This is a genomic window from Hungatella hathewayi WAL-18680 (assembly GCF_000235505.1).
Classification (GTDB): Bacteria; Bacillota; Clostridia; order Lachnospirales; family Lachnospiraceae; genus Hungatella_A; species Hungatella_A hathewayi_A.
Genome location: NZ_JH379027.1, coordinates 3,089,408 through 3,102,333 on the forward strand (window position 1 = coordinate 3,089,408; position 12,926 = coordinate 3,102,333).

Sequence of the window (12,926 nt, forward strand, 5' to 3'; positions counted from 1 at the left end):
TCCTCCACCACCTGGTTTAACTCCTGCTGGCGTTTTTCCGGGTCCTGGTTCAGGGTTCCGGTCTTTACATTTCCTTCGGCGGCCAGGGAAACGGGTTCCGGGGCCGCCTGGACGGACTGGGTGTGGGTAGATACGATATATCCGGCCGCCCCCAGCGCCGTCAAGCAAAACAGTGCTGACAGGAAGATGACCAGCAGATTCATATGGCTTGTGTGTGTTCGTTTATGGCTCATCCGGTCTCTCCTTCCTGTGGTTCGATGATTCGAAGAGTGATGGTGATGGACATTTCTCCGGCCGGTGTTTTGTTATCAAACAGCTCGATTCTGACGGTTGCAGGATATTCGCCCACCGGCAGACTTTTCTTCAACCGGATGCTTTCCACGTAATATCCCGGGTCCACGCGGGTGGTTCCGCCTATCAGCCTTCCGGTTTCTTCCAGGTACAGACTGATTCTGGCGCTGTAATGATTCTCCTCCGGGTTCTCATACTCGATGTTGCAGTCACGGCTGCCTGCCTCCATGGTGGGCAGCTGGTTGAGCATCACACGGAAATTTCCGGCTTCCACTTCTTTTTTCTCTCCCTCTCTCAACGTTCCCTTTTTTGCATGTTTCTCTGGGCGGATATCCAGCTGCGCCTGGATGGGCGTGGGGAACCCATAGCAGGACACCGCCGCAATTGCAGCAAACGCCGCCAAGAGCGCCACTGCTGTCATGGATATCCATCGGTCTCTGCGGTGGCGGTTTTTGGAACGGCTGGTCTTCACTCCGTCTGATGCTGAAATCGGCCCGCCTCTGTTCTGCCAGTCATTTGGCAGTTTTTCTCGATTCTTATGTTTTTTCATCTGTCCCACCGCCCGTCTACTGCCATGCCACCGCATCGGCTGACGCACTGTAATCCTCCGCCATAATTCCGAACTGGTAGCTGACGGTGAATCCAAAGTTTGGATGTTCGCTGTCATAGTATGGGTCCGCCTGGTATTTCAGGAAATATCGGTACAGAAGGGTGCCTCCTGCTTTCAGCTGGCATTTCATCCAGGGATTCGTATCTCCTGCCGCGTCCGGATTGTAATATAAATCTTCGCCGATCACGCCGGTTCCCGTCTTTGGATTCGTGATTCCCAGTTTGATTCCTGAATCATAAATCTGGCCGCCTGCATAAGAATCATTTCGGGCGATTGGCTTCAATGCCCGATAACTGATTCTGTCATCTTCACTGATGGGCGTCACTTTGAGTATCCTTGCTTCCATTGGATAGGCATGGCTGTTTTTCATGGCCACATCGCTTGCACTGAACGCGGTATCCTCGGCGCCTCCGGGCAGCAGTTCCTCCATGGCCACATTGGCAGGCAAATCCACGACCAGACTCTTGCCGGTTACTCCCTTGATGGTGAAGCGGATTTCATAACGGGTGGTATTGGAGGACAACTCCACCAGCATATCTCTGTCTGTCGGATAGGTGTAGGCGGCCCCGGTGTATAGCTTTAAGCTGCTGATTGTTCCGAGGCTCTGCGATGGATTTTCCAGCGACATCTTAGCCGGGTCCAGTATTGTGTCCGTGCTTCCTGCCACTCCGGCCAGACCTGCTTTTTCGTTGGCGCTTGTGGTGCCGCAGCTGTGATAGAACTCCGTCTTCCATGCCGTCAGAACCAGAGGAGTGTCGCTAATTGATTCCTGGGCGGCATAGCGGAATTTTGCATCGGGTATGCTTCCCAGGGCGCCGAAGCTGACTGTCACTCCGTTGGCCCCATCCGCTCCATCCGCCGGTGTTACTTCATCGGTGGTTATCATCACCGGTGGTTCCAGGGTTGGGTATCCCTTTGTGGCCTCCGCCGACAGACTGGTATACCACAGACGATCAGCCAGGATATTGATTCTGCCGCCTGCGGTGTTCAGCCCTGCTGTCTGCTCCTTTAATTGTGCGTTTCCAGTGGAATACAGGCGGCTGACAAAGCTGCTGTCCGCCATGGACACACTGCCGCCCGTCCATCCGGTATCACTGTAACACTGGCTCATTCCACTTCCGGTTCCAGGGTTTCCGTTTACGGCCCCGGCAGTCCCTGAACCGGATGCCGTAATGCTTCCGGCAGAACCGCAGGCACTGTAACTGTTGCGGATTGTCCCGGCATTTCCATTCCCGACGATTCCTCCGGCATAAGAGGCGGAACCGGCTCCTGTTATGGTGGTTTCCAGGTTATAGCAGTCCCGGACTGTCACGCCGGATGCTGTCTGTCCCACGATTCCGCCGGCGTTATTGCTGGCTGTCACGCTTCCGCTGCCGGAGCCGCTTACACTGCCTGTATTTTCACTTCGGTTATAGCATTGGGCAATCATCGCTGCTCCGCTGGTATTTCCCGCGATTCCTCCGGCATTGGCTCCTGTTATCTCCGCATTGGTTAAACCAATTCTGGAAATGTTTCCTCCGGCCACGGTTCCGAATAATCCGGCTGTGCCCGTAATATTGACATACAGATTTTGAATCCGGTATATCTTCCGGGTATCGGCGGCATCTGATAAATTTTTGCTTCCAAAAGTTCCCGTATAAGCCGCCGCGCCGTCGGTTCCGATCGGTATCCAGCCAAGACGGCTATCGGATATGTAGCGGTTCTCCGTCGACTTCATGTCGATATCACCGGCAAGAACCGCGTTCATTCCCGGTTTCCCCGCTCGATTGACCTGATACGCAAACCAGGCCAGCTGTTCCGGGTTTGTTATCTCATAGGGGTTTGCATTTCCATTTCCGGAAGGTTTGCTCTTGTCCTTCAGGAGACCGGCATCCAGGGCTTCGCCTACTGGTTCCCAGCTTTCCGCCGGATTCAGGGAGGCGTTTGTCAGTTTTGGATACCCGTCTCCGGCTGTCTCATCCGCCTTCTCCCAGGTCCAGCCACCGGACTGTTGGAGGCTTTCGCCATTCAGACGGAAGGCGGCGCCCCAGGTTTTAAATATCTCCTGCTTAATCACGACTCCGCTGGCGCTTCCGTAATCATGGCTGTCTTCAATCAGGCAGTCCCGGATAAGCGCCCCGTCCACGTCACCTGCTCCGGCGATGGAGCCGGTCTGACCGCCGCTCTCTGCAGTCACGGGGCCGGCATTGTAGCAGCCTGCAATCGTTGTTTTATCCGTAACCGCTTCCCCGGCAATGCCTCCCGCGAAGCTGCCGCCATGGACCGAGCCCCGGTTATAACAGTTTCTCACTGTGATATCGGCTGTCGAAGAGCCTTTTCCGAGGATTCCTCCGACTGTACTGCCGGCTCCTGTGTCTGCGGTAACAGAGACATTTTCCCCATGGTAACAGCCCTCGATTACCAGACCGGCGGCGTTTCCTGCGCCTCCCGCGATGCCTCCGAAATAAGTTCCTCTTCCATCAAGGGTCCCTCCTGTTTTGCAGAAACGGATGGATGCGTTGGCTCCGTTGACATATCCGGCGATTCCGCCAAGATAACTTTCGGCGGAGCCACCCAGACCGGAGGCATCCAGCCGGCTGTTGGACAGTGTCGTGTTTGTCACGCTGGCATCTGCTCCCAGAGTTCCAAACAGGCCCAGCTTTTCGCTGTTCTTTGCCAGCATAATGGAAATGTTGTGCCCGTTGCCGTTAAAGGTGCCTGTGTACCGCTTTCCGTCCTCATCCAGACCGACGGGTATCCAGGGCAGGGCTTTTGAGACGATATCTGACGCTCCGGGGTCATAGGTAAAGCCGGTATACAATCCACCATAAAGATTGATATCTGATTTCAGTTCCACGCAGAGGCCGGCATTTCCGTGATTTACCTGATAGGAAAACCAGGCCAAATCCTCCGCAGTCCAAATCAGATACGGATTCTCCGCTTCCCCCGCTGTGGCCGGCGATGACAGGTTCCGGTACAGCGGAGCCATCACCGCGGCTCCCACATCCGCCCAGGTCACTCCGATATCACCGGCTATGAAAACCGGGTAGCCGTCATTTCTCACGGCGCTTCTCTGCCAGGTGCCTGTGCCCAGATTCGTGTTCAATTTCGCCAGCAGACCTCCGGAAGCGTCGGCGGTGGCGGTGTTCATCTCAGCGGTTGTCATGCCACGGCTCTCCTCCACGGCTGCCGATGTCCCGCTTCCCACTGCGTTTAAGGCAGGTTTTCCGGCTGGAACACAGGTCTCTTTATTCCAGTAGCAATATTTGATACCGCCTCCACTGCCGTTGGTAAAAGCACCTGCAATCGCTCCCGGTGTCCCTGATGCGGTGGTAATGAGGCCGGTGGTATAGCAGTTGGCTATTTTCTGTGTTCCGGCTCCCGCCGTGCCCTCATAATTGCCGATAAAGGCGCCGGTCATGCCGGTCTTTCCTGCGATGGAACCACGGTTATAGCAGTTTTGGATGGTTATCTGGGTCTCTGTGGTTCCGTCACTTTTGACGGCTGCCACAAAGGCCGCCGCTCCTTCTCCTCCAGCTGTCCCGGCCGCTGTCACGCTGCAGCTGGAGTAGAGTCCCAGCCCCTTGATGACGGCTCCTCCTCCGGCACAGCCAAACAATCCGGCGTAGCCGTCCTGCACGACGTTCATGTAGCCAATTGCCTTTCCATTACCGTTGAAGGTCCCGCTGTACACCTGGCTGGACGTGCCTATGGGTTTCCAGGGGATGGGAGAATCCTCGGTGCCATGATACCGCACGCCGGTCAGGTTAATATCCATCAGCAGGTTGGCGTGGAGGGCAGGATTGCCAGCATTGACCCTTGCCGCAAAGGCCCCAAGCTGTTCGGCGGAACCTATCTGGCAGGGGGTGTCCATACTGCCATCCCCTTCCGGCGGGGAAATGTTCTTCACCAGGCCATCTAAGACGCCCTGGCCTACTACGGACCAGTCGTCTGGCCTGGGCAGTTCCCCAAATCTTGGATATTCTCCCGGTATGTAGGTCCAGGCGCCTTCCATCTGCTGGCCATTTAAGGCGTAGGCGGCGGCCCAGGACTGCATTTGGGCGGTTGTATAGCCTTCGGCCTGACCGTCTGCTTTTCCACTTGTCTCACTGTCGTAATAACAATTGACGACCGTATCTAATGGACCTATTCCCATAATTGCATTACCATCTGTGCATCTAACCTCTCCCACATCATAGCAATTTTCAATCGTTACTGTCGTTGCACCCTCCCATACTCGTCCTACAATTCCTCCAGCCGCCAAATTATTGGTTGCAGTTATAATTCCCGTATTATAGCAGTTCCTTACGGTAAGATTGATGGTATTGGGTACCGCCCAACATATGCCCAGAATTCCACCCACACCACAGTCACCATTCGTCGCTGCACTGACATTTCCTGTATTGAAGCATCCCTCTATCCAATTATCAAATGCACTCACTCCGCTGACAAAACCAACGACTCCGCCAACTTCACCATCTCCATTGGTGATATCCACCTTATTCCAGCAATTTAATACTTTTCCACCATACATGACGGCAACCACTGCCGCACCCGTACGGTACTTGTTAAAATTGATATATCCTGATTCAATTCCTACATTTTTTACAGTTCCTCCTCTGATGGCGCCAAAGAAGCCCTTGGAACGATTTCCTTTTAAGCAGAGTGACGTTATCTTATGATTGCCCCCGTCGAAGGTCCCACTATAATAGTTATCGATCGTTATCCACTTCAAACTATTTGCTAAATAATCCGGATTATAGACTTCCTTTGTGTAGGTTCCCCCAAACAAATCAATATCTGTTGTCATGGTTGCGCATATCTCCGGCTTGCCTGAATTAACAGCATATGCAAACCATGCCAAATCCTCGGCGCTGTCTAGCAGATAGGGATTGGTCTCCGTTCCCGGAGGCTCGCTGGGATTGGCGGTTGGAGGCGGCGTTGTAATTTTGCTTCCCACCTCATGCCAGTCGGCAGGAGGCGTCTCATCCTCAGCCACGGTGAGCGCATAGCTTCTGCTTCCCACACCGACTGATGCATTTAAGCGGATGGTGTTTTTGCTGTTACTGCTTTCATTGCTGTTACTGCTTTCATTGGCGTTAACGTTCTCATTGGTGTCATCCGCAGCCTCTGTAATATCTGTGGCCGGTTCTGGTTCCAGGGAAGTTCCAACGACTGGAACGTCATTTGGCGTGAAGGACACATTTTCCGGAAAACGGATTTGGTTGCCTTCCTCAATCTCAATGCCGCCTTCCCCCTCCCATTGGATTTCCTGTCCGTCTACTTCCATAGGGAGCTGAATGCCGCCTGTATTCAAGACCTCCGAGAGAGTCTGGCCGTCTGGCAGTTCCAGGGCTACCACCGACAGTTTGGAGTTGCTCATAACTGTCTCATGGTCACTCTGCGCAAAATATTCCAGCTGTGGGTAGGCGTGTTCTGTCTTTCTCCAGTTTCCGGGGACTGCGCTCTCTGTCCCGGTCATGTCAGACGTATCCAGACCGATTAAGTGAAATTCGGATGCATCGGATGGAGCAGCCATTTCACTCTCCTCAATACAGGCCATCTGTCTGTCATAGACGCAGCCAGTCAGAACTCCATTTCCCAATCGGGTAAATGCTCCGCTGGTGTTTCCGGTCTCACCTATGGTTACTGTGGAATAACAGTTTTCAATCAGTCCGTCGTTGACGGCTGCAAATCCGCCATTCACGCCGTCGCTGTCGGATAAGCCGGAGACGTAGCTGTTCTCTGTTCTGGTTCCCTCACCGAGGATGCCGCACAGGCCGCCGGTGTAAGTCTCTGTCTCCTCCAGGAAGGAACCGATGGTTATCAGGGCGAAACTGTCGGAAATCAGCGTTTCCCCTTCCGTCTGGGCAACGAGTCCGCCTGCCGTGACGCGGTCGGCTGTGACCAGAATGATGATGTCGCCATTGGGATTGCCGATGTACTGTGTCTCCTCATCTGGCTGTGATTCCGTATGATTTTCGTTTTCGGCATCCGTGGCTGAGGCATCGGATGGAGTTGCTATGGAAGTTCCATTACCATCGGAGGATGGGTCTGCCGGACCGAAGCTTCCCTGGTCATGCACCTCTGTGGCGTCCGAGGGAGTTGCATCGGATGGACCTCCTATATTCATATCCACCAGGACCGATGTCTTCATGGCCAGCAGCTGGCGGTCGACTTGATGATAGCCTACGGTTTCCGCATTGGTGGAGTCCGGCTGCTCCTGTTTCGTATCGGGAGCTGCCGGTTGTGCCGGCTGGGTATCTGCTGGCTGCGTATCCGATGACTCCGTATTTTTTTCTTCTGTTTCAGCTTCCCCTGTGCCTGCTTCTTCTGTCCCACCGGACTGTCCGCTCTGCCCGCTCTCTCCGTCCGCAGCATCTGTTGGCTGGCTTTCTGGTGAACTTGTTTCGGATTCCCTGCTTGTCTCTTCTGACGCTTGAGGTGGACGCACAGCTTCTGTTGTTTCTGTAATTGCTGGTCCGCTTTCTCCACCTGATGGAGATGTTTCCTCCCCTGCTGGCTTTGAGATATCACCTTTATCTGGACCATTTCCGGTTTCTGTCATGTTTCCAGACTCTGCTCCACTGCCAGTCCCGGTTTCCTCCCAGGTGCCAATATCCGCCCCGGTACTAATATCTGTCCCAGTTCCAATTTCCGTCTCTGTCTCAATTCCCGGCCCTGCTTCCTGCGCGCCGGGTCCGTCCGTACCGCTCTGACTTTCCCCTGGGTTCTGCACTCCAGGTCCCTTCTCCTCATCCGCATCAGACGGACTGGCCTTCTCCAGCACATATTCCGCTTCGGATGGACTGGCAGTGCGAATCTCCCCATTCATGCCGCAGTTTCTTATCTCTGAATGGATGGCATAGGCCGCCAGCGCCCCATATCCATCCACATAATGTTCTCCATCATAATAGGTAAACGGATGCTCTATCACCGCATCGCCCAGATACAGGTTCTCGATCTCCGCTTCCCTCAACACTCCAAACAGCGGTCTGGTCAAGCCGCTTATCACATGTCCGTTTCCGTCAAAGCTGCCGGTAAACGGTTCGACATTGGTTCCAATCGACTGGTACAGCCAGCCAAGATCCATATCCTCCTCCAGCCGGTATTTTCCATTCAGATTGTACTCCTCACTACCCGCATCCAGCAGATACTGTTCAAACTCTTCCTCCGTATAGAGCAGAACCATCTCCCGGCTTTTCGCGCGGGCCGTTCCAAAGCTGTGCACCGTATAAATTCCAACCGCGGTCAGAAGAATTCCGGCCATCCCCATCAACAGCCAGTTTCGGTACTTCTTTTTTTCTCCCCTTGTATGTAATCTAAAGTGGCTCATATCCATGCCCTCCAACCGTATCCTCTTGCATTCTTCCTCATTTTCCTGTGCTTCCTCTTGTAAATAATTTCCTGCCTATCCCCTCATCCTGATAATCAGGAACACCTTCCCAAGGATATTTTCCCGCGGCACCGTACCGATATTTTCATCGCGGCTGTCTATGGAAATGCCGCGGTTGTCCCCCAGCATCAGGTACTGTCCGTCCATCACTGTCATCGGCTGGCTCATCGGATTCCCATTTTCCCCCTTCGTGGAACCTGCCAGCGTCACGTAATTTCCGTTACCCTCTTCCCCATTTACAACTACCCGGTCCCCTGCCTCGCTGATTTCCACAAAGTCTCCCGGCAGTCCTGCCACCCGCTTTACCAGGTTCTCCCCATTCTTCTCGAAAATGACGACCTCATCCCGGTGGATTTCATTTCCCAGCTGACGGCTGTACACCACCCAGTCCCCGTGATTGAGATAGGGATACATGGAATTCCCGGACACTCGGTCAATTCCAATCAAAAATCCAAAGGTCCCAATCATAGCGAGGGCCAGCATCAACACCGTTGCCGCCAGCTTCACATTTCTGCGTTTGCGTCTCACAAAATAGCGCCTCATCTCCACTCTCACCCGGCGCCTCATCTCTTTATTCAGTTTGACCAGTTCCCCGTCTCCAGAGTCCGTGCCTGCTTCCAGCGCCTTTGCGATGTCCCACAGGTAACAAATCATCTGGGTCTCATCAAATCCGCCGAAATGGGTCACACGGAAATGAGCTGCTTTTTTCCGCTGACGTCTGCGGGATTTTCCTTGTAGTGCAGCCGTATCCACGGATTGGCACCTCTCTTTCAATCTTTACCCGGTAATATGGATTATAGGGTGCTGGCTGGAACATGATTTTGATTGTTTCTAAGATTTTTGAGAATTAAAAATGAATCTGAGACTGTTTCACATGATTTTTTGATCGTCTGAAATGACTTTTCTAAAAATGGAAACCTGGCATTCCAAAATTCCGGCACACCAAGCAGGCGATTTTGCTCCCTGGAGCCCAATCACCGGTTTTCCTGCCTATTTATCCACATTTCTGCGAATCTCATCCCGTTTTTTGCAATTTTTTCCTTTTCCAATCTTGCAATTTTTACGAAAGTGGGTATAATAGACTATATCACGAAGGAAATATCCTTCAGAAATGATTTATGATACCGCATAATCCATATTATGGGGTATTTTTTATTTTCTCCGAATCGTTATCCGGCTAACCTAGCACCAGATTCATCCGTGACAGCTGCCGTCTCGGCTGTTCCTCTGTCGCCGCCGTATAAATCCTGGTCGTGCTGATGTTGGAATGTCCCAGCAGATCCATCAGCCGGATGACATCTTTTTCTATGCTGTAAAAGGTTCTCGCAAACAGATGGCGCAGGTTATGGGGAAATATTTTCGCCGTGTCCACGCCGGCCTCTCGTCCCAGCTGCTTCATTTTCTTACTCACGTTGCTTCTGTCCACTGGATTTCCCTGCCGGGTGATGAAAATGCTTCCGGTCCGTATTCCCGCTGATTTACAATACTTTTTTAACAGCCTGGTCAATTCCACTGGCAGCAGCACTACCCTGGATTTCCCCTTATTGTATATCTCCGCCCGCCCTGTCTCCAGCGTTTCCACGGTTATGAATTTCAGCTCGCTGATCCGGATTCCGGTGCTTCCAATGGTTTGAATCAGCATGCTCATCTTCTCATCCCCGTCTTTCCTGGCCGCCCGGATTAGCTTCTCATAGTCTTTCTCCGTCATTTCCAGTTCCTTCCGGCTGTACATCGCCCGCTGAACCCTGTACAGCTTAACCTTCAGTTCCTCCCACTTTGCAAACACGAAGAAACTGTTCAACGCCGCCAGCATGGAGTTGGCGCTGGTAATCTTGTACCGTTCCCGCAGCGCCTCCTTGTAATCCCTTACCCTCTCCCGGTCCACCTCCCGCCCGGTTCCAAGATAGTTCACAAATGCTTTCACATCCCGCAGATATTTTTCCACCGTCGCCTGGCTCCGTTCCTCATCCCGCAGATACTCCCGGTAGTCCGCCAGCATTTCATCTGTTATTTCCATATTTTTGCGTTCTGTCATATTAAAAAAAATCCTCCTCCGTAAGATTATAATTTTCTTTATTATATAATCTTACCGGTCCGATTGCAATCGAATATCGGTAAAACGCAAACGAGTTACCGGGAAATGGATGCCGCGGTAACTCGTTTGTCGAAGTTGGTTTTATTATCCTTTGATGCCGAGGGTCTCGGCGATGCGTTCTTTGGTGCGCTCGCACTGGTTGCGGCCGTAGATGATGTCGCTGACCGTGGAGTTGGCGATGCCGAGGCGTCTGGCCAGCTCCTGCTGGGGGATGTCCTGTTCTACCATTGCGATTTTCATTTTCTTTCCGAATGGGGTGCATGGGATTCTGGTTGCCATGGTGGTTTTCTCCTTTCATTTTCCTGGTTATTGTGCTTATGTTTCGTTATTTTACTGCGATGGTGAAGGTGGGTGTTACGGAGAAGGTGGCTCCGTTTGTCCAGCCGCTCTTGGTGATTCCGTATAGTTTCATGTTTACTTTGTCTCCGCCGTCGGCGTCGCCTTTGGCTTTCAGGGCCAGGGGGGCTCCGCTGGCATCCAGGTAATAGTCCTTTGCACCGGCTGTCATCCAGTCGCCGGCTGTGGCGAGCGCTGGGACAACGCCTGCTTTTTTGATGGCAAACATGAGTTTCTTGGCGTCAGCCGGCTGGTCACTCGGTTCCGTTGTCACCAGATTGACGCCGCCGCTTACTGCGACGTTTGAGATTTTGACGGTCAGCTCTGTGGTGGAGAGATTCTCTATCTGATAGGTGCTGGCCTGCGTCTCTATCAGTCCGAATTTATCTGCTGCTACCGCCACTGTTCCGTTGGGGTTGATGTCGAAACCGGCTTTTACCGGCACCTTTACCTTGATATTTGTAATGGCAATGTAGCCTGTCAATTCGGATGTCTGGGTGCCTGCTGTGCCGCTGATGTTCATCTCTGATTCCTCGGTGGTGCCTGCCGACGGCGCCGCCGCGTAGGACGCCATGCTCCCGGTGGCTGCCATGCCCATTGCCATTACTACTGCCGTTACTTTCTTCAACCGCTTATTCATCGTTTTTTCCTCCTGAATCCTCTTCTTTTTCTTTGTTTCTCTCTATCAATCAGCCGCATTGACTGTACTGATTTTCAGTGTCGGGCTTACCGTGAACTGGTAGGCCCCATAAAAGTCCGCAGATGCTTTTCCATACAGCTTTAGATCCCGGCTTCCGTGGGCTTCCAGCTCCGTTACCGGGATGTTGGTTCTGCCGGGCAGAATCGCGTACTGCTCAAAATCCGCCTCACTGCGGTATGTCGTTCCTGCGGTGCCAAGCACCAGGATGGCGGTTCCAGGCGCCGTCGTTTCCGATACCTTTCCGGAGAGGCGGAAACTCTGCTCCGGGCCGGCTCCGAATTTTGGCGCGTACACCACATCCTCCTTCTTGATCTCCGGCACCTGCGATATCTCCAGCTTTACCGGCACCACGGAATGGTTCGCCACACGTATCAGCGGGCTCTGTATCTGTCCTCCAGGGCTCTGGGGGCTGAAAGCGGCTTCCGGGTCGATGTTAAAATCGAATCCTCCCGCTGGCAGCTCCACGGAAATCAGTTCCACCTTGATTGTCCCTTTCAGCTCCGACACCACCTCCGTGGAGGAGCTCTCCATCACAAATTCAAATTCCTTCGTCTCCGCCTGTTCCTCTGCGTACACCGGGACTGCATCCGTCCGGAGCAGGCACAGCGCCAGCAGTCCGCCAAACAGCAGGACTTCTCTTTTCCCCAATGGCTCCACCCTCCTCTCATTCCAGCAGCGTCAGCTTCAGTTTCACCGCCGCCTGTCCGATGTACTCTTCATTTTCCTGGCGGTAGGCGTAAAATACCGCCGTGCAGTCATACACTCCCGCTTCCAGCGCCACATCCGGCGGCGCTTCCTCCACGTAGCTTCCCGGAGGGATGGCCCCTGTCTCATAGATTTTCCTGCCGGTGTCGTCCCGGGTGACCTCCACGCGGATTAATTTTCCCTGGTTTGAGGGATTTTCAATCAGCCAGTTGATGCCGCGGTCCGCACCGGCTGCCTTTCCTGAGGGGGTTCCGTTGATGGACATGGCTATCATGCCTTCCTCCACCACGGAGTCCAGCTCCCTCTGCCGCTCTTCCGGCGTCTTTCCAGGGATGTCTCCCATGACGATATTGGCCTCATAGGCCAGGCCCTCCGATTTGTCCGGGGCCTTTCTGTGGCTGATATAGACGCCTCCCGCGGCCCCTGCCATGCAGCACAGGGCCAGTATCAGAAATCCTGCCACGCGGCGGCGTCCGCTCCAGGGCTCTCTCTTTCGTTTTTCTCCTGTCATAACACGCACCTCTACTCCAGCACATACAGCGTAATCTGCGCCGCGGCCCTTCCTATGTAAGAATTATCACGGATACGGTACGTGTCAAAATTCACGGTACACGCATACTCCCCTTTGTCCAGCTCCACATCGAGCGCTGCCTCGTCGATATACTGCTCCGGGTCTAAATATCCTGAGCGGTAGATTTCCTCCCCGGTGTCATCACGGATGATGGTCACGGTAAAGCGGTTTCCATTTTCCGGCGGGTTTTCAATGTATAAGTTGGCTTTTCCCCTGCCGTTTATCATAAAGGGCGTGGCGTTT

At 53.4% G+C, this 12,926-nt stretch carries 8 protein-coding genes and 2 pseudogenes; all 10 read right to left on the reverse strand.

Annotated features, from left to right (window positions below; all coding sequences use genetic code 11):
- Positions 1-233, reverse strand: a pseudogene (locus HMPREF9473_RS27755) (hypothetical protein); the annotation flags it as partial.
- Positions 230-841, reverse strand: a complete 612-nt coding sequence (locus HMPREF9473_RS13940) for a hypothetical protein (RefSeq protein ID WP_175422932.1) — start codon at positions 839-841, stop codon at positions 230-232. The gene HMPREF9473_RS13940 and the pseudogene HMPREF9473_RS27755, both read right to left, overlap by 4 nt.
- Positions 842-857: 16 nt before the next feature.
- On the reverse strand, positions 858-8,216 hold the full coding sequence (locus HMPREF9473_RS13945) for a hypothetical protein (protein ID WP_006780776.1): 7,359 nt from the start codon (positions 8,214-8,216) through the stop codon (positions 858-860).
- A gap of 75 nt (positions 8,217-8,291) precedes the next feature.
- Positions 8,292-9,029: a signal peptidase I gene (gene lepB / locus HMPREF9473_RS13950; RefSeq protein ID WP_006780777.1), complete on the reverse strand. Its 738-nt coding sequence runs from the start codon at positions 9,027-9,029 to the stop codon at positions 8,292-8,294.
- Between the two features lie 424 nt (positions 9,030-9,453).
- Positions 9,454-10,311, reverse strand: coding sequence for a tyrosine-type recombinase/integrase (locus HMPREF9473_RS13955; protein ID WP_006780778.1), 858 nt, complete (start codon positions 10,309-10,311; stop codon positions 9,454-9,456).
- 144 nt (positions 10,312-10,455) lie between these two features.
- Positions 10,456-10,650 (reverse strand): helix-turn-helix domain-containing protein, encoded by a 195-nt coding sequence (locus tag HMPREF9473_RS13960; RefSeq protein WP_006779534.1) that lies wholly within the window; start codon positions 10,648-10,650, stop codon positions 10,456-10,458.
- A gap of 46 nt (positions 10,651-10,696) precedes the next feature.
- Entirely contained in the window at positions 10,697-11,347 is a 651-nt protein-coding gene (locus tag HMPREF9473_RS13965; RefSeq protein ID WP_006780779.1) for a hypothetical protein, read from the reverse strand.
- A gap of 45 nt (positions 11,348-11,392) precedes the next feature.
- A complete protein-coding gene (locus HMPREF9473_RS13970; protein WP_006780780.1) occupies positions 11,393-12,055 on the reverse strand; it encodes a hypothetical protein in 663 nt (220 codons plus the stop codon).
- 16 nt (positions 12,056-12,071) lie between these two features.
- Positions 12,072-12,623 carry a hypothetical protein gene (locus HMPREF9473_RS13975; protein ID WP_006780781.1) on the reverse strand — a complete coding sequence of 184 codons (552 nt, stop codon included), beginning with the start codon at positions 12,621-12,623 and terminating at the stop codon, positions 12,072-12,074.
- 11 nt (positions 12,624-12,634) lie between these two features.
- Positions 12,635-12,926, reverse strand: a pseudogene (locus tag HMPREF9473_RS13980) (hypothetical protein); the annotation flags it as partial.